This is a genomic window from Brevundimonas sp. FG128 (genome assembly GCF_057809775.1).
The window spans coordinates 314,557-335,760 of sequence record NZ_JBMDKP010000001.1; the positions used below are offsets into that span (position 1 = coordinate 314,557).

At 66.1% G+C, this 21,204-nt stretch carries 25 protein-coding genes; 18 read left to right on the forward strand and 7 right to left on the reverse strand.

Features of this window, described 5'->3' with window-relative positions; all coding sequences use genetic code 11:
- Window positions 1-4 precede the first annotated feature (4 nt).
- Window positions 5-736 carry a response regulator gene (locus ACODSC_RS01590; protein ID WP_488812128.1) on the reverse strand — a complete coding sequence of 244 codons (732 nt, stop codon included), beginning with the start codon at window positions 734-736 and terminating at the stop codon, window positions 5-7.
- An 88-nt stretch (window positions 737-824) separates the two neighbouring features.
- Between ACODSC_RS01590 and ACODSC_RS01595 the strand changes: the two genes are divergently transcribed.
- The 3 genes from ACODSC_RS01595 to ACODSC_RS01605 all read left to right on the forward strand — a co-directional run bounded on the left by ACODSC_RS01595 (window position 825) and on the right by ACODSC_RS01605 (window position 3,755).
- On the forward strand, window positions 825-1,703 hold the full coding sequence (locus ACODSC_RS01595; RefSeq protein ID WP_488811184.1) for a branched-chain amino acid aminotransferase: 879 nt from the start codon (window positions 825-827) through the stop codon (window positions 1,701-1,703).
- A 132-nt stretch (window positions 1,704-1,835) separates the two neighbouring features.
- The gene (locus ACODSC_RS01600) at window positions 1,836-3,107 is read left to right on the forward strand and encodes a NupC/NupG family nucleoside CNT transporter (RefSeq protein ID WP_488811186.1); all 1,272 of its coding nucleotides are present in this window, start codon (window positions 1,836-1,838) and stop codon (window positions 3,105-3,107) included.
- Window positions 3,108-3,134: 27 nt separating this feature from the next.
- Entirely contained in the window at window positions 3,135-3,755 is a 621-nt protein-coding gene (locus tag ACODSC_RS01605; protein WP_488811188.1) for a glutathione S-transferase family protein, read from the forward strand.
- Window positions 3,756-3,761: 6 nt separating this feature from the next.
- On the opposite strand, the gene ACODSC_RS01610 is transcribed toward ACODSC_RS01605, so the two are convergent.
- A complete protein-coding gene (locus ACODSC_RS01610) occupies window positions 3,762-4,193 on the reverse strand; it encodes a PaaI family thioesterase (RefSeq protein ID WP_488811190.1) in 432 nt (143 codons plus the stop codon).
- 47 nt (window positions 4,194-4,240) lie between these two features.
- On the opposite strand from ACODSC_RS01610, the gene ACODSC_RS01615 reads away from it, so the two are divergent.
- From ACODSC_RS01615 to ACODSC_RS01685, 15 genes are all read left to right on the forward strand, one after another.
- Window positions 4,241-4,543 carry a DUF3253 domain-containing protein gene (locus ACODSC_RS01615; RefSeq protein ID WP_488811192.1) on the forward strand — a complete coding sequence of 101 codons (303 nt, stop codon included), beginning with the start codon at window positions 4,241-4,243 and terminating at the stop codon, window positions 4,541-4,543.
- Window positions 4,533-5,204, forward strand: coding sequence for a uracil-DNA glycosylase family protein (locus ACODSC_RS01620; RefSeq protein WP_488811194.1), 672 nt, complete (start codon window positions 4,533-4,535; stop codon window positions 5,202-5,204). Before ACODSC_RS01615 ends, ACODSC_RS01620 begins: the two co-directional genes overlap by 11 nt.
- A 2-nt stretch (window positions 5,205-5,206) precedes the next feature.
- Window positions 5,207-6,253, forward strand: coding sequence for an alpha/beta fold hydrolase (locus ACODSC_RS01625; protein WP_488811196.1), 1,047 nt, complete (start codon window positions 5,207-5,209; stop codon window positions 6,251-6,253).
- A 103-nt stretch (window positions 6,254-6,356) separates the two neighbouring features.
- Window positions 6,357-7,994, forward strand: coding sequence for a flagellar basal-body MS-ring/collar protein FliF (gene fliF, locus ACODSC_RS01630; protein WP_488811198.1), 1,638 nt, complete (start codon window positions 6,357-6,359; stop codon window positions 7,992-7,994).
- Window positions 7,994-9,028 carry a flagellar motor switch protein FliG gene (gene fliG, locus ACODSC_RS01635; RefSeq protein ID WP_488811200.1) on the forward strand — a complete coding sequence of 345 codons (1,035 nt, stop codon included), beginning with the start codon at window positions 7,994-7,996 and terminating at the stop codon, window positions 9,026-9,028. The genes fliF and fliG overlap by 1 nt, the downstream gene beginning before the upstream one ends.
- A gap of 1 nt (window position 9,029) precedes the next feature.
- Window positions 9,030-9,692, forward strand: coding sequence for a FliH/SctL family protein (locus tag ACODSC_RS01640; protein ID WP_488811202.1), 663 nt, complete (start codon window positions 9,030-9,032; stop codon window positions 9,690-9,692).
- Window positions 9,692-10,024 carry a flagellar motor switch protein FliN gene (gene fliN / locus ACODSC_RS01645; protein ID WP_135195017.1) on the forward strand — a complete coding sequence of 111 codons (333 nt, stop codon included), beginning with the start codon at window positions 9,692-9,694 and terminating at the stop codon, window positions 10,022-10,024. Before ACODSC_RS01640 ends, fliN begins: the two co-directional genes overlap by 1 nt.
- A gap of 40 nt (window positions 10,025-10,064) precedes the next feature.
- A complete protein-coding gene (flbD, locus tag ACODSC_RS01650; protein WP_488811204.1) occupies window positions 10,065-11,468 on the forward strand; it encodes a sigma-54-dependent transcriptional regulator FlbD in 1,404 nt (467 codons plus the stop codon).
- A gap of 2 nt (window positions 11,469-11,470) precedes the next feature.
- Window positions 11,471-12,364 (forward strand): class A beta-lactamase, encoded by an 894-nt coding sequence (bla, locus tag ACODSC_RS01655; protein WP_488811206.1) that lies wholly within the window; start codon window positions 11,471-11,473, stop codon window positions 12,362-12,364.
- 7 nt (window positions 12,365-12,371) lie between these two features.
- On the forward strand, window positions 12,372-14,474 hold the full coding sequence (flhA, locus tag ACODSC_RS01660; RefSeq protein ID WP_488812130.1) for a flagellar biosynthesis protein FlhA: 2,103 nt from the start codon (window positions 12,372-12,374) through the stop codon (window positions 14,472-14,474).
- Between the two features lie 154 nt (window positions 14,475-14,628).
- A complete protein-coding gene (locus tag ACODSC_RS01665) occupies window positions 14,629-16,074 on the forward strand; it encodes a sensor histidine kinase (protein WP_488811208.1) in 1,446 nt (481 codons plus the stop codon).
- Window positions 16,071-16,496: a response regulator gene (locus tag ACODSC_RS01670; RefSeq protein ID WP_463435847.1), complete on the forward strand. Its 426-nt coding sequence runs from the start codon at window positions 16,071-16,073 to the stop codon at window positions 16,494-16,496. The genes ACODSC_RS01665 and ACODSC_RS01670 overlap by 4 nt, the downstream gene beginning before the upstream one ends.
- Window positions 16,493-17,533: a sensor histidine kinase gene (locus ACODSC_RS01675; RefSeq protein WP_488811211.1), complete on the forward strand. Its 1,041-nt coding sequence runs from the start codon at window positions 16,493-16,495 to the stop codon at window positions 17,531-17,533. The genes ACODSC_RS01670 and ACODSC_RS01675 overlap by 4 nt, the downstream gene beginning before the upstream one ends.
- Window positions 17,534-17,548: 15 nt before the next feature.
- Entirely contained in the window at window positions 17,549-17,992 is a 444-nt protein-coding gene (locus tag ACODSC_RS01680; protein ID WP_488811213.1) for an NUDIX domain-containing protein, read from the forward strand.
- A gap of 86 nt (window positions 17,993-18,078) precedes the next feature.
- Complete coding sequence (locus ACODSC_RS01685; protein WP_488811215.1) at window positions 18,079-18,258, forward strand: CsbD family protein; 180 nt, start codon at window positions 18,079-18,081, stop codon at window positions 18,256-18,258.
- 61 nt (window positions 18,259-18,319) lie between these two features.
- Here ACODSC_RS01685 and ACODSC_RS01690 read toward each other — a convergent pair whose 3' ends face one another.
- From ACODSC_RS01690 to ACODSC_RS01710, 5 genes are read right to left on the reverse strand one after another with little or no spacing between them, the layout of a single operon-like run.
- Complete coding sequence (locus ACODSC_RS01690; protein ID WP_488811217.1) at window positions 18,320-18,817, reverse strand: hypothetical protein; 498 nt, start codon at window positions 18,815-18,817, stop codon at window positions 18,320-18,322.
- 51 nt (window positions 18,818-18,868) lie between these two features.
- Window positions 18,869-20,047 carry a vWA domain-containing protein gene (locus ACODSC_RS01695; protein WP_488811219.1) on the reverse strand — a complete coding sequence of 393 codons (1,179 nt, stop codon included), beginning with the start codon at window positions 20,045-20,047 and terminating at the stop codon, window positions 18,869-18,871.
- The gene (locus tag ACODSC_RS01700; protein WP_488811221.1) at window positions 20,047-20,349 is read right to left on the reverse strand and encodes a HepT-like ribonuclease domain-containing protein; all 303 of its coding nucleotides are present in this window, start codon (window positions 20,347-20,349) and stop codon (window positions 20,047-20,049) included. Before ACODSC_RS01700 ends, ACODSC_RS01695 begins: the two co-directional genes overlap by 1 nt.
- Window positions 20,350-20,368: 19 nt before the next feature.
- Window positions 20,369-20,656: a nucleotidyltransferase family protein gene (locus tag ACODSC_RS01705; protein ID WP_488811223.1), complete on the reverse strand. Its 288-nt coding sequence runs from the start codon at window positions 20,654-20,656 to the stop codon at window positions 20,369-20,371.
- 14 nt (window positions 20,657-20,670) lie between these two features.
- Window positions 20,671-21,198 carry a GNAT family N-acetyltransferase gene (locus tag ACODSC_RS01710; protein ID WP_488811224.1) on the reverse strand — a complete coding sequence of 176 codons (528 nt, stop codon included), beginning with the start codon at window positions 21,196-21,198 and terminating at the stop codon, window positions 20,671-20,673.
- Window positions 21,199-21,204 lie beyond the last annotated feature (6 nt).

Below are 21,204 nucleotides of genomic sequence, written 5' to 3' on the forward strand. Positions count from 1 at the left end.
CGGATCAGTCGGGCGCCAGCATATAGCCGACGCCCCGCACCGTCTGGAGATAGCGCGGGTTCTTGGGATCGACTTCCAGCTTGCGGCGCAGGCGCGTGACCTGAACGTCCACGGCGCGGCCGGTGATGTCGGCGGTGTCGGGCGACAGGCTCATACGCTCGACCGGGGCGTGGGCGTGAAGCGCCAGCGTCTTGAGCAGTTGCGCCTCGGCCTCGGTCAGGCGTTGGGGCACGCCGTCGCGGATGAGCTCAAGCCGTTCCATGTCGAAGACGGCCGTGCCCAGCTTGATCTCGCGCGGGCCGATCGGCTTGCCGCCGGTACGGCGCAGGATGGCGTCGATGCGTAGCACCAGTTCGCGCGGCTCGAACGGCTTGGACATATAGTCGTCAGCCCCGCGCGACAGGCCCTCGATCCGGTCCTCCGGATCGCCCCGCGCGGTCAGCAGCAGAACCGGCGTCTTGGACAGTTCGGCCTTGTTGCGGACCCAGGACGTCAGGTCCAGACCGCTTTCGCCCGGCATCATGACGTCGAGCACGACCAGGTCGAACTCGATCAGCTCCATCATCCGCTTGGCGGCGGCGGCATGGGCTGCGCCGGTGACCCGGTAGCCTTCGCGCGCCAGAAATTCCTTCAGCAGTTCGCGGATGCGATCGTCGTCATCGACGATCAGCAAATGTCGGCCCACGCCTGGCCCGGCGATGGGCCCCGAGCGGCCATGCGAACGCGATTCCGTCATGCTCATGCGACGTTTCCCCCGCTCCGGGCGTTGACCTGAGCGATTCGTGAGGCTCTAAGACCATCAGTTTCGCGGGAGACGTATTTCAATGGCCTTCGTTCCTTTCGACGATCGTGACGGTTTCATCTGGGTGAATGGCGATTTCGTGCCCTGGAGGGAAGCGAAAACGCACGTTCTGACCCACGCTCTGCACTATGGCTCGTCGGTATTCGAGGGTGAGCGTATGTATGGCGGCGAAATCTTCAAGCTGACGCAACATTCGGAGCGCCTGAAGCGGTCCGCAAACCTGCTCGATTTCGAGATACCCTACAGCGTCGCCGAAATCGACGCCTTCTGTAAGGAAACCTGCGCCAAGAACGGCCTGACGGACTGCTATGTGCGTCCGGTCGCCTACCTCGGCCCTGAGCAGACCAGCGTTTCGGCCCTGAACAACAAGGTCCACTTGGCCATCGCCGTGTGGGACTGGCCCAGCTATTTCGACCCCGAGGTCAAGGCGCGCGGCCTGAAGCTGGAGTGGTCCAAGTGGCGCCGCCCCGATCCGGCGACGGCGCCGACGACCGCCAAGGCGGCGGGTCTGTACATGATCTGCACCATGTCCAAGAACACGGCCGAGCGTAACGGTTTCGCCGACGCCCTGATGCTGGACTGGCGCGGCTATGTGGCCGAGGCGACCGGCGCCAACGTCTTCTTCGTCAAGGACGGCGTGATCCACACGCCCAAGGTGGATCACATCCTGGACGGCATCACCCGCCAGACGGTGATCGAGATCGCCAAGGCCAAGGGCATCGAGGTCGTGGTGCGCGACATCCTGCCGGAAGAACTGTCGGACTTCTCGGAATGCTTCCTGACCGGCACGGCCGTCGAGGTGACGCCGGTGGCCGAGGTGGGCGACTATCGTTTCACGCCCGGCGCCCTGTCGCTGGACCTGATGGATCATTACGGCAAGCTGGTGCGCGGCCAGCTCTGAACCGGCCCGCGAACGGCATGATGAGGGCGGTCCCGAGGGGCCGCCCTTTTTCGTTTCGCTTGCCAGCCGCGTCACTTTGTCCTTGAAGCGAATGAAGACCGGCGGGCGCGCCGGATACGGGGATCGCCTTTCATGTTCAGCCTCCTGAACCTCCAGAGCCTGTTGGGTCTGGTCGTCATCGTCGCCGTCTGCTGGGCGATCTCGGAGAACCGGCGTGCGTTTCCGTGGCGGCTGGCCATCGGGGCCATTGCGGTGCAGGCGGCGCTGGTGCTGGCCCTGTTCGCTATTCCTGGCTCGCAGGCCGTTCTGGCCGCAGTGACGGGGGCGGTCGACGGCCTTGCGGTCGCGACCAACGAGGGCACCAAGTTCGTGTTCGGCTATCTGGCCGGAGGGGATCAGCCCTATTCGGTGGAGAACCAGGGCGCCCTGTTCACCTTCGCCTTCCAGGTGCTGCCGCTGATCCTGGTGATCTCGGCCCTGTCCGCTCTGCTGTGGCACTGGAAGATCCTGAAGTGGGTCACCCTGGGCTTCGGTTTCCTGTTTCAGAAGACGATGGGCCTGGGCGGCGCCTCGGCCCTGGCGGTGGCGGCGAACATCTTCCTGGGCATGATCGAGAGCCCCATCGTCATCCGCGCCTATCTGGACAAGCTGACCCGGTCCGAAATTTTCCTGATGATGGTGGTGGGGCTGGCGACGGTCGCCGGTTCGACCATGGTGGCGTATGCGACCATATTGGCGCCGGTGCTGCCCAATGCGGCGGGCCACGTGCTGGTGGCCTCTATCGTCTCGGCGCCGGCGGGCGTGCTGCTGGCGCGGATCATCATTCCCGAACAGCCCGGCATGGGCGGGGCGGTCGCGGACTATGATTCCGCGCTGAAATACGACAGCGCGATCGACGCCCTCGTCAAGGGCACTTCGGACGGCCTGATGGTGGTGCTGAACATCTCGGCGGTGCTGATCGTGTTCGTGGCGCTGGTGGCGTTGGTCAATGTGATGCTGGGCGGCTTTGTCGTGTTCCGCGAGCCGTTGACGGTCGAGCGGATCCTGGGCGTCGTCTTCTCCCCGGTCGCCTGGCTGATTGGGGTGGAGTGGAAGGACGCCGACGTTGCCGGCTGGCTGCTGGGCGTCAAACTGACCCTGACCGAGTTCGTGGCCTTCATCGACCTGGGCAAGGTTCCGGCTGGCGAGATGACGGAGCGGACACGGATGCTTATGACCTACGCCCTGTGCGGCTTCGCCAATATCGGTTCGGTCGGCATCACCGTCACCGGCCTGTCGGTGCTGATGCCCGAGCGGCGCGAAGAGGTGCTGGGCATGGTGTGGAAGGGGCTGTTCGCCGGCTTCCTGGCCACGTTGATGACGGCGGCGGTGGTCGGCGCCCTGCCGTCGGCGGTGTTCGGATAGGTTTCAGTCGATCATGGAGACGGCGTCATGAAACTCTACACCTCCTATCGCGCGCCCAATCCACGTCGGGTCCGTTGGGTCATGGCCGAGAAGGGCGTCACCGAGGTCGAGATGGTCGAGATCGACATCATGACCGGCGAGCACAAGAAGCCCGCCTTCCGCGACCGGGTGGGCGTGCCGCACCTGCCGGCGCTGGAGCTTAACGACGGGACGATCATTTCGGAATCCGTCGCCATCTGCCGCTATTTGGAGGCGCTCTATCCCGAACCGAACCTGTTCGGGCGCGATCCGCGCGAACTGGCGGTGGTCGAGATGTGGACGCGGCGGTGCGAGTTCTATCTGGCGACGCCGATCATGCTGAACGTCCGCCACACCCATCCCGCGCTGGCCGCGCTGGAGGCGACGCAAATGCCCCAGGTAGCGGACTACAATCGACTGTCGGCCGAACGGTTCATGCAGACGCTGGATCGACACCTGGCCGAACGGGCCTTCATCGCCGCCGACCGTTTCACCATCGCCGACATCGTCGCCGTCGTCGGCCTGGATTTCGCGCGTCTGATCAAATACCGGCCGCCGGCGGAGTTCGAGCATCTTGCCCGCTGGTACGACGCGTGCCGCGAACGCCCGGCGGCGAAGGCGGGGGTCTGAGGCCGATCAGCGTGGCGTGAACTTGCGGATGACGCCGGAGAAGGTCATCAGCAGGCGCTCGCCGGTGTTGATCTGGCCGCGCACGAAGATCAGGCTCTTGCCCGCCTTTGTGACCTGGCCGGTCGCCTCGATCAGTTCGCCGACATAGGCGCCGTCGATGAAGGTGGAGTCCAACTGCACCGTGACGCCCGAGGCGCCCTCCATTTCCTGATAAGCGATCTGGAACATGGCGATGTCGGCGAAGGTCATCAGACAGCCGCCATGCATGCGGCCGCCCGCGTTCATATGCTTCTGTTCGGCGCGGAAGGCGCAGCGCATGTGGCCGTCGGGATCAGGTCGGCCATAGAAGGGACCCACGACGGTGTCGAAGGTGTCGTGCAGATCGTAGGTCTGCCAGCCGGCGAACTCGCCCTCGGCGACGGTGATTTTCTTCGGCATGACGACTCGGCCTTACTTCTGGTCTCGCGGTGCAGCATATAGGCGCAATGAGCGATCCGATCGAAACCGCAATCCTGAACAAAATCGCCGCGCTTGAGCCCGGCAAGAGCATCGAGCCCGCAGAAGTGGCCAAGGCGCTACAGCCGGAACAGTGGCAGCGCATGCTGCCCAAGGTCCGCGCTATCGCGCTGAGCCTGATGCGCCAAGGCAAGCTGACCATCACCAAGAAGGGCAAGGCGGTCGATCCGGACGACTTCCGCGGCGTGACGCGCCTGCGTCAGGCGACCGAGGAAGAGACGGCCCTGGCCCTGAGCCGTCGTCCGCCGGTCGTCGAGGACGATGACGACTGATCTCGATGCCGTCCTGAGCGACATCCGCGCCTGCCGCGCCTGCGCGGGCGTGCTGCCGCATACGCCGCGCCCGGTGGTGCGGGTGTTTCCCGAGACGCGGCTGCTGATCTGCGGCCAGGCGCCGGGGCGGCGGGTGCATGAGAGCGGCCTGCCGTTCACCGACCCGTCTGGCGACCGCCTGCGCGACTGGATGGGCGTGGATTACGAGACCTTCTACGCGGATCATCGGATCGGGGTGGCGGCCCAGGCCTTCTGCTATCCGGGCACGGCGCCCCAGAAGAATGGAAAAAGCGGTGGCGATTATCCGCCGCCAACACGGTGCGCGGAGCTGTGGCGGCCGTCGCTGATGGCGGCGCTGCCGGGCATGGAACTGACCCTGCTGGTCGGCGGCTACGCCCAGGCCTGGGCGCTGGGCGACCGGGTCAAGCGCAACATGACCGAGACCGTGCAGGCGTGGCGGGACTATGCGCCCGCCCTGCTGGTCCTGCCGCATCCGTCATGGCGCAATACGGCCTGGTTGAGGAAGAACCCCTGGTTCGAGGCCGAAGTCGTGCCGTACCTGCGCGAGCGGGTGCGCTCGATCCTTGACGCCCCAATATCCGCTGATGCCGGCGCGCGCCGGAACACAGCGATTTCATCAGGCAGTCCATGGGACGAGTGATCGTGAACGTCTTCAAACGCCTTTCGCACAAGGCGGCGGGTCGCCGGACAATCTGGCCTGTCCTCGCCGCCCTGGCCCTGTCGGCCTGCGCGGCGCCCTATATCCAGCCACCTTTGACGCCGCCGGTCGATTTCGCCGGAGCGGGGATTGGCGATCATGCGCTGGTCATGTCGGACGGCGCGCGGCTGCCCTACATGCAATGGGGGCCGAAGGACCGGGCGCCGTGGGCGGTGATCGTGGCGCTGCACGGGATGAACGATCACGACGCCAGCTTCCGCCTGGCCGGGCCATGGTGGGCCGAGCAGGGGATCGAAACCTGGGCCTATGACCAGCGCGGCTTCGGCGCGGCGCCCGGACGCGGCGAATGGGCCGGAGAGCCGCGCATGACCGACGACCTGCGCGAGGTCACGGCCTTGGCGCGCGCGCGCTATCCGAACGCCATCGTCGCGGTGGTGGGCGAGAGCATGGGCGGGTCGGTGACGGCGGCGGCCTTCGGTTCGGACGATCCGCCCGACGCGGACCGGGTGGTGATGCTGGCGCCCGGCGTCTGGGGCTGGTCGACGCAAGGGTGGCTGAACTCGACCGCGCTGAACATCGCCGCGCGGATGGCGGGATCGAAGGCGGTGGAGCCGCCGTCCTTCATCGCCGACCGCATCGTCGCATCGTCCAATACGTTGGAGCTGTATCGCAACGGGCGCGATCCCATGAGCCTGCTGTCGACGCGGTTCGACACCATCTACGGCCTGGTCGATCTGATGGAGACCGCGTCGCGACGGCTGGGCCTGTCCAAGACGCCGTCGATCCTGATGTACGGCGCCCATGACGAGGTGGTGGAGCGCGGTCCGATGCGCCGGGCGCTGCGACAGGTCCCGGCGAACGCGACGCTGCGGACGGCCTGGTATCCCGACGGCTGGCACCTGTTGAACCGGGATTTGCAGGCGGAGGTGGTCTATCGCGACGTGGTCGCCTTCCTGCGCGATCCGAAGGCCGAGCTGCCGTCGGGCGCGCCGCCGGTCCTGCCCCAGCTGGAGCGACCTGCGCGGCGGTGAGGAAGCACGCGTAAACGTCTCTTAACGCCACGTTTACCATCCAGGCGGCATTTTCTGCCTAGCGGGGCGTCAGTGGTCTCCCGCGAGTTTGGGGCGGGGACGCGTGGGCGGCTTCACAGCGGCGTTGCAGAAGTTCGGGATCGGCCGTCTGGCCGCTGTCCTCGGCGTCGCCGCGGGCGTAGCCGCCGTGCTGGTCGCCGTCATGCTGCGCATGGGCCAGGCGCCCGACGCGCTGCTGTATTCCAACCTCGATCTGCGCGAAGCCAGCGAGATCACCGCCGCCCTTGAGCAGGCGGGCATCAAATATTCCTCCAAGGGCGACGGCTCGACCCTGATGGTCAATCGCGACGAGGTCGGCACCGCGCGGATGCTGGTTGCGGGCAAGGGCTTGGTCACGTCCGGCTCGGTTGGATACGAGCTGTTCGACAACCAGTCGGTCCTGGGTCAGACCGAGTTCCAGCAGCAGCTGAACGAGCAGCGCGCCCTGCAGGGCGAGCTGTCGCGCACCATCATGTCCATGCGCGGCATCACCGCCGCCCGCGTCCACATCACCATGCCGCGCCGCGAGATGTTTACCTCGGCCGCTGGGGAGCCCACCGCCGCCGTTCTGGTGGGGTTGGGCGGGCGCGATCTGACCGGCGATCAGGTGAGGGCGATCCGCAACCTGGTGGCCTCTTCGGTGCCGAACCTGAAGCCGGATCGGGTCACGGTCGCGGACCAGACCAACCGCACCCTGGCCGCAGGCAGCGACGACGAAGGCTTCAACTCGGCCTCGGCGGAAGAGGCCAAGGGCAATACCGAGGCCCAGCTTCAGTCGCGCATCAAGGACATCGTCGAGGGCGTCGTCGGCGTCGGCGCCGCGCGCGTCCAGGTGACGGCCGACATCGACCACAGCCGCTCGACCACCCAGGAGCAGAAGTTCGACCCGGACGGCCAGGTGGTGCGCTCGACCTCGACCAACGGTTCGCAGTCGTCGGACACGACGGGCCAGCCTGACGGCGGCGTGACCGCAACCAACAACATCCCCGGCGGAGCGCCGCCCGCGACGACGCCGGCCGGAGCGACCAGCGCCGAGAACACCGAAACCACCAATTACGAAATCTCCAACACCACCACGACCACGACCAAGGAGCCGGGCGAGGTCAAGAAGCTGGCTGTCGCCGTCGCCGTGGACGGCAAATGGACCCCCGCCGCCGACGGCAAGGGCGAGCCGACCTATGCGCCGCGCTCGGCCGAGGAGATCAACCAGATCAAGTCCCTGGTCGCCGCCGCCGCAGGCATCGACGAGACGCGAGGCGACAAGATCGAGGTGATCAACGTCCGCTTCAACCACGACACCGGGATTGCGGGCGGGTTGGACGAGAAGCCGCCGCTGCTGGACTTCTCCCAGGCCAACATCATGCGGATGATTGAGCTGGGCATCCTGACCCTGGTCGCCTTGCTGCTGATCTTCTTCGTCCTGCGTCCTCTGCTGAAGACGGCGGCGGGCGGGACAAACCTGCCGATGGTGATGGGTGCCGACGGCGTGCCGGTGACGACGGTCCAGACGACCGTCATCGGCCCGGACGGCCAGCCGCAGCTGGTCCAGCTGCCTGCGCCGACCGAGATGGAACAGAAGATCGACATCGCGCGGATCGAGGGACAGGTGAAGGCGTCGTCGGTCAAGAAGGTCGCCGACTTCGTTCAGGCCCATCCCGATGAGGCCGCCGGCATCCTGCGCACCTGGGTGGCGGAAGGCTGATGGCGAAGCTGGTCAACAAGAAGGTCGCCATCGACGACCCCAACAAGCTGACGGGGCCGGAGAAGGCCGCCGTCATCCTGCTGGCGCTGGGCGAGGAACACACCGCCCTGTGGGAGCGGCTGGACGACGACGAGGTCAAGGAGATCTCGCAGGCCATGGCGACGCTGGGCAATGTCAGCGCCGAGGCCGTCGAGGCCCTGATGATCGAGTTCGTCTCGGGCCTGTCGGGCTCGGGCTCGGTCATGGGCAGCTACGAACAGACCCAGAAGCTGCTGGCCGCCTTCCTGCCCAAGGATCGCGTCGACGGGCTGATGGAGGAGATCCGGGGTCCGGCCGGTCGCACCATGTGGGACAAGCTGGGCAATGTGAACGAGGCGGTCCTCGCCAACTATCTGAAGAACGAATACCCCCAGACGGTCGCCGTCATCCTGTCCAAGGTGCGTTCGGACCACGCCGCCCGCGTGCTGACCAGCCTGCCCGAGGATTTCGCCCTGGAATGCGTGCAGCGGATGCTGCGCATGGAGCCGGTGCAGCGCGAGATCCTGGACAAGATCGAGGCGACGCTGCGCACCGAATTCATGTCGAACCTGGCGCGCACGTCCAAGCGCGACAGCCACGAGATGATGGCCGACATCTTCAACAGCTTCGACCGCCAGACCGAGGCCCGGTTCATCGGCGCCCTGGAAGAGCGCAATCGCGAGTCGGCCGAGCGCATCCGCGCCCTGATGTTTGTGTTCGAGGATCTGTCCAAGCTGGATCCCGGCGGCGTCCAGACCCTGCTGCGCGGCGTGGACAAGGATTCGCTGGGCCTGGCGCTGAAGGGCGCCTCCGAAGGTCTGCGCGAGATGTTCTTCTCCAACATGTCCGAACGCGCCTCCAAGATCATGCGCGAGGACATGGAATCGATGGGACCGGTGCGTCTGAAGGACGTCGATGCGGCGCAGATGGCCATGGTTCAGGTCGCCAAGGACCTGGCCGCCAAGGGCGACATCATGCTGGCCGGCCAGGGCGCCGACGACGAACTGATCTACTGACATGACCGTATCCCCCGAAATCAGCCGTCCCTTCATCTTCGACACCGAGTTCGACGCGGACGGCACGGTGGTGCGTCCCGGCGCCTGGAAGCCGGCCAAACGTTCCTATCTGCCGGCCGAGGTGGAGGCCCTGGTGGCGCAAGGCCGTCTGGAGGCCCGCCAGCAGGCGCTGGGCGAGATCGAGAACATCCGCGCCATGGCGCTGAGCAACATCGCCCAATCGGTGGCTTCGGCCATGCCCACGCTGAAGGCCGTGGCTCAGGCGCACCGCGAACAGTCCGCTGACCTGGCCCTGGCCGCCGCTCGCGCCATCGGCGGAGCCGCGCTGGAGCGTTTTCCGCAGGCGCCGCTGAAGGCCGCGCTGGAGATGCTGGCGCAGGAGATCGACGCCTCGCCTCGCCTGGTGGTGCGGGCCTCGGGTCTGGACGACGAGGCGCGCGCCCTGATCGAACAGGCCTGCGCCGACAGCGGCTTCACCGGCGTGGTCGCCTTCCGTGACGAACCGGGCATGGCGCAGACGGCCTTCCAGCTGGAATGGGCCGACGGCCGCGCCGATCATGATCCCAAAGGGTCCGCCGACCGCGTCGCCGAAGCCCTGACCGCCGCCCTGGCCGCCGAGGCCGGCCACGCCGAATCCCTTCCCGTCGATAGGAGCATGTTCTGATGGCATCCGACGACCTGGCGCTGGAGGAGTTCTCCAGCCTTTCCGGCCCGCCGCCGATCGACGACCACGGCGACAAGACCGCCGCTGACCTGGCCACCGTCTTCGACGTGCCGGTCAACATCTCGGCCGTTCTGGGCAAGTCGCACATGTCGGTGGCCCAGTTGCTGAAGCTGAACAAGGGGTCGGTGCTGGAGCTGGACCGCAAGGTCGGCGAGGCCATCGACATCTTCGTCAACAATCGCCTGATCGCGCGCGGCGAGGTCGTCGTCGTCGACGACCGGCTGGGCGTGACCATGACGGAAATCATCAAGACCGAGGACAGCGGCGCCTAAAGGGCGACGCGTTCGAAATAGAGATTAGAGGAGAAGAACGATGCGTCTTCTGGTGGTAGGCAGACTGAGCGGGCAGCTCGCTTCGGCGGTGAAGATGGCCATGGCGCACGGCGCCAAGGTCAATCACGTCGAGCGCGCGGACCAGGCGACCGAGCAGTTGCGACGGGGGCAGGGCGCGGACCTGCTGATGGTCGACTACCAGCTCGACATCGCCGCCCTGATCGCCGCCAACGAGGCCGAGCGGATCACCATTCCAGTGGTGGCCTTCGGCGTGGACGCCGATGCGCGCGAGGCCGCCGCCGCGATCAAGGCGGGAGCAAAGGAGTTCATCCCGCTTCCGCCCGACGCCGAACTGATCGCCGCCGTCCTGTCGGCGGTCGCCGACGACGAAAAGCCGATGATCTCGGCCGACCCGTCGATGAAGGCCGTGCTGCAACTGGCCGACCAGGTCGCGCGCTCGGAAGCCTCGATCCTGATCACCGGCGAAAGCGGCGTCGGCAAGGAGGTAATGGCCCGGTATCTGCACGAGCATTCGCGCCGCTCTGAACGTCCCTTCATCAGCGTCAACTGCGCCGCCATTCCCGACAACTTGCTGGAATCCGAACTGTTCGGCCACGAGAAGGGCGCCTTCACCGGCGCCGTCGCGCGTCGCATCGGCAAGTTCGAGGAGGCCGACGGCGGCACCCTGCTGCTGGACGAAATCAGCGAAATGGACGCCCGGCTTCAGGCCAAGCTGCTGCGCGCCATCCAGGAACGGGTCATCGACCGCGTCGGCGGCTCCAAGCCCGTCTCGGTCAACATCCGCATCATCGCCACCTCGAACCGCGATCTGTCCAAGGCCGTGGCGGAAGGCGTGTTCCGCGAGGACCTGCTGTATCGCCTGAACGTGGTGAACCTGCGCCTGCCGTCCTTGCGCGAACGTCCGGGCGACATCGTCGTTCTGGCCGACCACTTCATCAAGAAATACGCCGCCGCCAACGGCGTGCCGGTCCGTCCGATCTCGGCCCAGGCGCGCCAGGCCATCGCCGCCCACCGCTGGCCCGGCAACGTCCGTGAGCTGGAGAACGCCATGCACCGCGCGGTGCTTCTGGCGACGGGACCCGAGATCGACGTGGACGCCATTCGCCTGCCGGACGGTCAGCCGCTGTCGGACAGCGGCATGGCGGGCCAGGCCTATGAGGCCGGGCAGGGCGGCATCGCCGCTCGCGCCGCCCAGGCCGCCGACGCGGTGACCCGCAGCTTCGTCGGTCAGACGGTGGCGGCGATGGAGAAGACGCTGATCCTGGACACCCTGACCCACTGCCTGGGCAATCGCACCCACGCGGCCAACATCCTGGGCATCTCGATCCGGACGCTGCGCAACAAGCTGAACGAATACGCCGACGAGGGCACGGCCATCCCCGCGCCGCAAAGCGGCGTCTCGGCCTCGGGCTACGCGGCCTGAGGATGGCGGCCGGTTTCGATCGCAGGACGTTGATTGGCGGCGCGGGCGCGCTAGCGCTCGCCGGCTGCTATCCGAAACGCGACGAATCCAAGACCGAGCAACAACAGCCCCTCCTGCTGGCGGACCTGGAGACGCGTCACGGCGGCCGGCTGGGCGTGGCCGCCATGGATGTCGGCAGCCAGCGCCGGGTGTCCTGGCGTGGACAGGAGCGGTTCGCCTTCTGCTCGACCTTCAAGGCCTTTCTCGCCGTCGCCACGCTTGAACGGGTGCAGCGCGAGGAAGAGCGGCTGGATCGGGCGGTGGCGATCACCAAGGCCGACATGATCCCCCATGCGCCGGTGACCGAAAAGGCCGTGGGGCGCACCCTGACGATCCGCGAACTGATGCAGGCGGCGGTCGAGGTCAGCGACAATCCGGCGGCCAATATCCTGATCCGTGAAATGGGCGGAATCGCCGTATGGCGTTCGTGGTGGCCGACCTTCGGCGACACCACCACCCTGATTTCGCGCCTGGAGCCGGACCTGAACACCGCCCTGCCCAACGATCCGCGCGACACCTGCTTGCCGGACCAGACCATCGCAAACATCCGCGAGCTGGCCTTCAGCGACCGGCTGACGCCCGCGCACGACCAGCTGATCAGCGGCTGGATGACGGCCTCGCCGACCGGGCCAAATCGCATCAAGGCCGGCGCGCCCGAGGGCTGGACCGTCGCGCACAAGACCGGGACCGGCGCGAACGGCGCGACCAACGACATCGGCATGCTGACGCCCCTGTCGGGATCGCCGGTGATCCTGGCCGCCTATTTCACGGAGGCGCCCGGGGCGACGGACGACCAGCGCGACGCCGTGATCGCCGAGGCGACCCGCCGGGCCCTGAAGGCGCTGGGCCGTGACTGATACGCCGATGATGATGAAGGACGGCATGGCGCGCCCCACTGGGCGCGACGTCCTGGGCTGGGTCAACCGCGGCGAAGTGCTGATGGCGGTCAGCGTCATCGGCGTGATCATGCTGCTGATCCTGCCAGTCCCGAAGATGCTTCTGGACCTGCTGCTGGCGATCTCGCTGGTCTCGTCCGTGCTGATCCTGATGACGGCCGTGATGATGAAGCGGCCGCTCGACTTCGCCATCTTTCCAACTGTGCTGCTGGTCTCGACCCTGTTCCGCCTGGGGCTGAACCTGGCCTCGACGCGGCTGATCCTGACGCACGGCCAGGAAGGCCACGACAGTGCCGGCCAGGTCATCAACGCCTTCGGCCAGTTGATGATGGGCGGCAACTTCATCATCGGGGTGATCATCTTCGCCATCATCCTGGTGGTGAACTTCGTCGTCATCACCAAGGGGTCGACCCGGATCGCCGAGGTCTCGGCCCGCTTCACCCTGGACTCCATGCCGGGCAAGCAGATGGCCATCGACGCCGACCTGTCGTCGGGCCTGATCACCGAGGACCAGGCCAAGCTGCGCCGCAAGGAGCTGGAGCAGGAATCGACCTTCTTCGGCGCCATGGACGGCGCGTCCAAGTTCGTGCGGGGCGACGCCGTCGCCGGCCTGATCATCACCTTCATCAACGCCATCGGCGGCATTCTGATCGGAACCCTGACGCACGACATGCCGGCGATGGAGGCCGCCAACACCTATGTCCAGCTGACCATCGGCGACGGTCTGGTGACGCAGGTGCCGGCCATCATCATCTCGATCGCCGCCGGCTTCCTGGTGTCCAAGGCCGGCGTCGAGGGCACGGCCGACAAGGCCATGGTGACCCAGCTGGCCACCAACCCCGTCTCGCTGGGCGTGGTGTCGGGCGCGGCCGGCCTGATCGGCCTGATCCCCGGCATGCCGCTGATCCCGTTTGCGGCCCTGGCGCTCGGGGCGGGCTTCATGGCCTGGAGGCTAGGGCGCGAACGGCTCCAGCCCAAACCGACCGAGGCCGAGCAGGCCGCCGCCGCAGCGGCCGCCAAGCCCAAGGAAGACGTCGAAGAGCCCATCTCCAACATCCTGACCATCGACGAGGTCAAGATCGAGCTGGGCTATTCTCTGCTCAGCCTGATCAACGATCTGGAAGGCCGCCGCCTGACCGACCAGATCCGCGCGCTGCGACGCTCGCTGGCCCAGGAATACGGCTTCGTCATTCCGCAGGTGCGGATCCTGGACAACATGCGCCTGGCGACCCAGGGCTACGCCATCCGCATCAAGGAGATGGAGAGCGGCGCGGGCGAGGTGCGACTGGGGCATCTGATGGCGATGGACCCGTCGGGGCGTCAGGTCGAACTGCCGGGCGAACATATGCGCGAACCGGCCTTCGGCCTGCCGGCGACCTGGATCGACGAGAGCCTGCGCGAGGAGGCGACGTTCCGCGGCTATACGCTGGTCGATCCCTCGACGGTGCTGACCACCCACCTGACCGAGATCCTTAAGGACAATATGGCGGACCTGCTGTCCTACGGCGAGGTGCAGAAGCTGCTGAAGGAACTGGGTGTCGAGGAGAAGAAGCTGGTCGAGGAACTGATCCCCGGCGTCGTCACCGTCACCACCCTGCAACGCGTGCTTCAGGCCCTGCTGCGCGAAAAGGTGTCGATCCGCGACCTGCCGGCGATCCTCGAAGGCCTGGCCGAGGCGGCCCCCCACAGCACCAGCGTCACCACCCTGGTCGAACACGTCCGCGCGCGCCTTGGACGCCAGCTGTGCTGGCAGAACAAGGACGGCGAAGGGGCGCTGCCCATCGTCACCCTGTCGCCCGAATGGGAGGCGGCCTTCTCCGAAAGCCTGATCGGCAATGGCGAGGACAAGCAGTTGGCCATGGCGCCGTCGCGCCTGCAGGATTTCATCCGCGCGGTGCGCGACACCTTCGAGCGGATCGCCATGACGGGTGAAAATCCGGTGCTGCTGACCGGTCCGATGACCCGTCCCTATGTCCGCTCGATCATCGAGCGCTTCCGCGGCCAGACCGTGGTCATGAGCCAGAACGAGATCCACCCCAAGGCGCGGTTGCGTACGCTGGGCCAGGTCTGATCGCACGGCCGCGAAGGCGGCAGTCGAGAATGGCGTTTGACGCCGCGCCGGGCGCCGCTAAAGCTTCGTCGCCATGACGCCCAGCCCTCGGTCCCACTGGTCGCGATTCCGCGATTTCACCCGCACGCCGTCGCTCGCGCGATCGATTTCAGCCATGTTGATCCTGGCCTTCGGGCTATTGATCGTGGTCAATGTGACGACGTTCGTAATGATCCAGCGCACGGCGGCGGTGAACGACACCATCGAACACGCCCAACGCATGCGTAGGGAATCGCGCACGCTTCTGATCGCGATGCTAAACGCCGAGACCGCCCAGCGTGGCTTTCTGCTTACCGGGCGCAGCGATTTCCTTCAGCCGTACCGGGAGGCGCGGGCGGAACTGGAGCCGGCGCTGGCCTTCCTTGACCAGGGCGCCGTCGAGGATCCCACGCTGAAGGCGCCGATCGCCCTCATCCACCGTCACGCCGACGAAAAATGGGCCGAGATGGATGGAACCCTCGTCCTGGCTCAGGAGGGGCGGATCGGGCAGGCGATCCAGGCCGTCCGCTCTGGCGAAGGCAAACTGTATATGGACAGGCTGCGCGCGGCCGTGGAGGCCTTCGACGCGATCAAGTCCGACCGCATCGCGGAACGGACGCGGACGTCCGAACAATTCGGCCTGCTGACGGTGATCATGAACGCCATGACGGGCGTGCTGGTGATCGTGCTGGCCTTGCTGTCGGCCTGGATGGTCCGTCGCTATGTCGCCGAAATCCAGAGCGCCCGCACGGCTCTGGATGCGGTCAACGCCGGGCTGGAGGATAAGGTGCGCGAGCGGACCGGCGACCTGATGCGGGCCAACGAGGAAATCCAGCGCTTCGCCTATATCGTCAGCCACGACCTGCGCGCCCCCTTGGTCAATGTCATGGGCTACACCTCCGAACTGGAGCAGGCCGGCAAGGTCATCAACCAGGCGATCGAGGAAGCCGAGACCCACAGGACGGTCGATCCCAATGTGGTCATGGCGGTACGCGAGGACATGCCCGAGGCCATCGGCTTCATCCGCGCCTCGACCGAGAAGATGGACCGGCTGATCAACGCCATCCTGAAACTGTCGCGCGAGGGCCGCCGCAACCTGTTGCCCGAACCGCTGGACATGACCGCCATGGCCCAGGCTGTCGCCGACAGCGTCCACCACCAGACGGAGGCTTCAGGCGCGCGGATCGAAGTGCAGGCCCTGCCCGACATCGAGAGCGACCGTCTGTCGATGGAGCAGATCGTCGGCAATCTGATCGACAACGCCGTGAAATATCTGGATGCGGATCGCCCTGGTGAAATCGTCGTCTCGGGCGAGGACGTGGCGGGCGGCTGGGTCGTCTATCGCGTCGCCGACAACGGCCGCGGCATCGCCCCGCGCGACCATGAGCGAATCTTCGAACTGTTCCGCCGGTCGGGCAAGCAGGACCGGTCGGGCGAAGGCCTGGGACTGGCCTTCGTCAGGAACAGCGTGCGCCGTATCGGCGGCACCATCGACGTGGAGTCCGAGCTCGGTAAGGGCTCGACTTTCCTGCTGAAATTCCCCAAACGACTCATTCTGTCGGAACCCGGAGGCGCGCTGTGACGCAACCCGTCAAAATCATCATGGTCGAAGACGATCATGGCCACGCCAAGCTGATCGAAAAGAACATCCGCCGGGCCAATATCAACAACGAAATCAAGCATTTCGATGAGGGCGGCGCGGCGCTCGACTATCTGTTCAGCGACGAGATCCTGGCCAACGGCCCGCTGCTGATCCTGCTGGACCTGAATCTGCCGGACATGTCGGGCACCGACATCCTGGAGAAGGTGAAGGGCAACGACCGTCTGAAGCGCGCGCCCGTCGTGGTGCTGACGACGACCGACGACAAGGTCGAGATCCAGCGCTGCTACGACTTGGGATGCAACGTCTACATCACCAAGCCGGTCGATTATGAATCTTTCGCCGGCGCCATCCGTCAGCTGGGCCTGTTCCTGTCCGTCATCCAGGCGCCGGAGATCGAGTGATCGAGACGCGCCCGCTCATCCGCCTGCTCTATATCGACGACGACCGGGGCCTGTCCCGGCTGGTCGAAAAGGAGCTGGGGCGTCACGGCTTCGCCGTCACCTGCGCCCCTGATGGGGACGCGGGGATGGAGCTGCTGCGCCAGAATGACTACGATGTCTGCGCCCTGGACCACTATATGCCGACGCGCGACGGCCTGGACGTGCTGCCCGAGATCATGGCGCTGAACGCGCCGCCGCCGGTCGTCTATGTGACCGGCGCGCAGGAGGGGCGGATCGCGGTGGCGGCGCTGCGCGCGGGCGCGGCCGACTATGTCATCAAGGACGTGTCGGAGGACTTCACCTCCCTGCTGCGCTCGGCGCTGGAAGACGCCGTGCTGCGCCGCCGGCTGCAACGCGAGAACGACCTGGCCCAGGAGGAAATCCGGCTGGCCCGCGACCGGGCCGAGGCGATGCTGCGCGAGGTCAATCACCGCGTCGGCAATTCGTTGCAGCTGGTGTCCAGCTTCATGTCGCTGCAGATGCGCCACATGACCGACCAGGGCGCCAAGGATGCACTGCGGGAATCGCAGGCCCGCATCGAGGCGGTCGCCCATGTCCATCGCCGCCTCTACACCTCCGGGGACATGAGCCAGGTGGCCATGGACGAATACCTCGAAGGGCTGATGGACGAGCTGTCCAAGTCCATCGGGCCGGACAGCGGCTCGCCGCGCCTCACGCTGGACGCCGCGCCCTTGTCCGTGACGACCGACCAGGCCGTCTCCATCGGCGTCATCGTCACCGAACTGGTCACTAACGCCGTCAAATACGCCTATGCGCCGGGGCAGGGCGGAGAAATCCGCATTCATCTGCGGCGCGAAGGCGAGAACCGCGTGGCGTTGACTGTCGAGGACGACGGCCCCGGCATGGGCGATGGAACGCCCAAGGGCACGGGTCTGGGCGGCAAGATCATTTCCGCCATGGCGTCGGGCCTGCGCTCCGCCGTCGAGTTCGACGGTGCGCACAAGGGCGTGCGTGCGCGGATGGCTTTCGACCTCTAGGGGCGATAGCGCATCATGCTGCAGTTCGGCGTTCGCAAACCCACCCTGGATTACCGCCATCGCAAGACGGCGTTCGGCATCGTCGCGCGCGACGGGCTGATCGCTAGCGTGCGGGTGGAGCGCGAAACCGGCCCCTATTTCGATCTGCCCGGCGGCGGGATCGACGGCGAGGAAACCGAGGTTCAGGCCCTGATCCGCGAGTTCGTCGAGGAGACGGGGCTGACCATCGCACCGCTGAACCGCATCGCCGAGGCCAGCCAGTATTTCCTGCGTTCGACGAATGAACCGGTGAACAACATCGGCGCCTTCTGGACCGCGACGGTCACGGCCGAAAATCCGGATGCCAAATGCGAGGACGATCACACCCTCGTCTGGCTGGATCCGACCTTCGCCCTGTCGCGCCTGCGTCACGACGCCCATGCCTGGGCAGTGGCGGTGTGGCTGCGTCGCGCAAGCTAGGCCTTACGGAACAAGCCCTTCTGCTTTCTCGTTTATTCCTCGACTAGCGACGCCGTCCTGGCGAAGCCGGAACAAGGAAACAACCGATGGCTGATCATGACCGTATCGAAGGCGCCGCCAAGAACATGGGCGGCAAGATCAAGGAAACGGCCGGCAAGGTGACCGGCGACTCCAAGCTGCAGGCTGAAGGCAAGGCCGATCAGGTCGAAGGCAAGGTCCAGAACACCGTCGGCGGCGTCAAGGACAGCCTCCGCGATAAGGCCTGATCCAACCCGATAAATGATCGAAAACGCCGTCCGCGAAAGCGGGCGGCGTTTTCATTTGCGCTCAATCCTTGTCCTTGTCGCCCCAGAGGGTGAGGGACAGGCCCTTGCTTTCAGCGTCGACCGGACGGCACTCCGAACTGAAGCCCCCCTCGACCGGGCGTGGACGGCAGTCCATCTCGCGCAGGGCGGACGGCGCCGTCGCTGCACGCGACTGAGGCCCGCACTGAACCGAATAGGCCGAGCCGTTCCCCGCCGCCTGCGTCATCTGGCAATCCCCCGCCATGCCGGCGGGACGCAGGGCCTCGGGCAGGTCCGGTCCCAGCGCCAGAGCCAGTTGTTCGCGCACCTCGGCCTGGCAGGCCTCCATCGACTTGGCGCCGCGCACCAGCGGGCTGCAGCGGGCGCGTTCGAAGCCGAAGGGATCGGCGATGCCCCATGCCGGGACCGAATGATGGACCGGCGCCTGCGCCGCGACGACCGGCTCCGGCGCAGGCGTATCCCAGACGACCGTCGGGGCGGATTGCTGCAAAAGAACCAAGGCGAAGACGGCGGCGATCATCGTTGAAGCCCCTGGGTGCTGTCGGCGGCGGCGTTCGCCCCGATCCCGACCCTACCTTGTCAGCGCCCGCATCGCCTTGTCGAGCCCCTCGATGGTCAGGGGGAACATGCGTTGGTCCATCACCTCGCGCAGCAGGCCGACGGAGGCGGTGTAGTTCCAGTAGCGTTCCTGAACCGGGTTCAGCCAGATCGACTTGTCCCATTGCTGACGCGCCCGCTTCATCCAGACCGCGCCGGCCTCCTCGTTCCAGTGCTCGACCGAGCCACCGGGCATGGTGATCTCATAGGGGGACATGGTCGCGTCGCCGACGAAGATGGCCCGCCAGTCGCCGGGGTATTTGTGCAGCAGGTCCCAGGTCGCGATCCGCTCGGTGTGCCGCCGTCGGTTGTCCTTCCAGACGCCCTCGTAAAGGCAGTTGTGGAAGTAGAAGAACTCCAGGTTCTTGAACTCGGTCTTGGCGGCCGAGAACAGTTCCTCCACCAGCTTGATATGGCCGTCCATCGAGCCGCCGATGTCGAGGAACAGCAGGACCTTGATCGTGTTGCGACGCTCTGGCCGCATCCGGATGTCCAGCCAGCCCTGGCGGGCCGTGCCGTCGATCGTGCCGTCGATGTCCAGTTCTTCCGCCGCCCCCTCGCGCGCGAACCGGCGCAGACGACGCAGGGCCACCTTGATGTTGCGCGTGCCCAGTTCGACCGTGTCGTCCAGGTTCCGAAACTCGCGCCTCTCCCACACCTTGACCGCCCGGCCATGCTTGCCGTGCCCGCCGATGCGCACGCCTTCGGGATTATAGCCGCCGTGGCCGAAGGGGCTGGTCCCGCCCGTACCGATCCATTTCGAGCCGCCGGAATGGCGTTCGTGCTGCTCCTCCAGCCGCTGTTTCAGCGTCTCCATCAGCTTGTCGAACCCGCCCAACGCCTCGATCTGGGCCTTCTCCTCGTCGGTCAGGTATTTCTCGTTCAGCAGCCGCAGCCAATCCTCAGGGATGTCCGTGGTCAGATCCTCGCCCGCGCCGACCGACTCCACCCCCTTGAACACGGTCCCGAACACCTGATCGAACCGGTCATAGTGTTTCTCGTCCTTGACCAGCACCGCACGCGACAGGTGATAAAAGGTCTCGACCTCGCGTCCGGCCAGATCGCGATCCATGGCCTCCATCAGATGGAGCCATTCCTTCATCGACACCGGAACCTTGGCGTCGCGCAGGGCGGTGAAGAAGGGCAGGAGCATCAGAGGTTTTCGAGCGCTTGCGCCAAACGGGGCACTTCAATGCTGGCGATGGCCCAAATGACGCTGAAGTCGGTTGATCCGTAATCGTGCGCCAATCGGTGACGAAGGCCCAACATGCCGCGCCAGTCGATGTCAGGGAGCTTTCCAGTGACGGCAGATGACAACTTTCCTGCGGCCTCTCCGATGATCAAAAGCCTAAAAGCCGTCGCGTCCCGTCGCAGAGAATCGGCTTCGAACGCGTCGGATGAAAGTCCGTCGATGTAGCGCGCAATCAAGTCGGTCGATTCGCGGATATCCGCCAAAAGGCCGCGATCTGCGCGGTCAGACCTCAACACAGTCCCTCAACGCGGACGCGCGAACGTGGGGGTTGCGGAGGCCCTTCGACGTAAGGAGGTCAACTTCCTTGCCGACCTTGTCCGTCAATTCCTCGGCGAGGCTATAGAACCGCAAACCCAGCGGTTGCGACAAGTCCACCAACAGATCGACATCGCTGTCCGGTCCGGCCTCATCGCGGGCGTAGCTGCCGAACAGGCGCAGGTTCACAATGCCTTGCTCTTCGAGCCAGGGCTTCAGGTCGCGCAGCTTTTCCAGCAATTCGGCGCGGGTCATATCGACAACATAGTCTATCCGCGTCGCAAGATGAACTCATGGTCGCGCCAGGCGCCGACGGGGTAGTCGTATTCCCCGGCCTTTTCGAAGTCGTAGGCGGCATAAAGGCGCTGGGCCTTTTCGTTGCCGCTCCAGACGCCGATCCACAGCGGGCCTTGGGTGTGGGCCTGCATCCAGTCCAGCGACAGGGTCAGCAGCTTCGTGCCCAGCCCCAGACCCTGCGCGGCCTTGGACACATACAGGCGGCGCAACTCCATATGCTCCGGTTGGGCCTCTGGATGGGGCAGGCCGTTCGGGCCGGCGTTGGCGAAGGCCAGCAGTTCGCCGTTTCGCTCGGCCACCCACCAGGCGCAACCTGGTTCGGCGAGTTTTTTCCGCGTCGGCTCGGGATCGAAACTGGCGTCCAGGAAGGCCTTCAGATCGGCCTCGGGATAGAGAATGCCGAACCCCTCGACGAAGGTGTCGATGAAGGTCTGGCGGCCCAGGGCGCCCAAGGCAGCGGCGTCGTCGAGGCGGGCAGGGCGGATCACGATCTCGGTCATGATCCG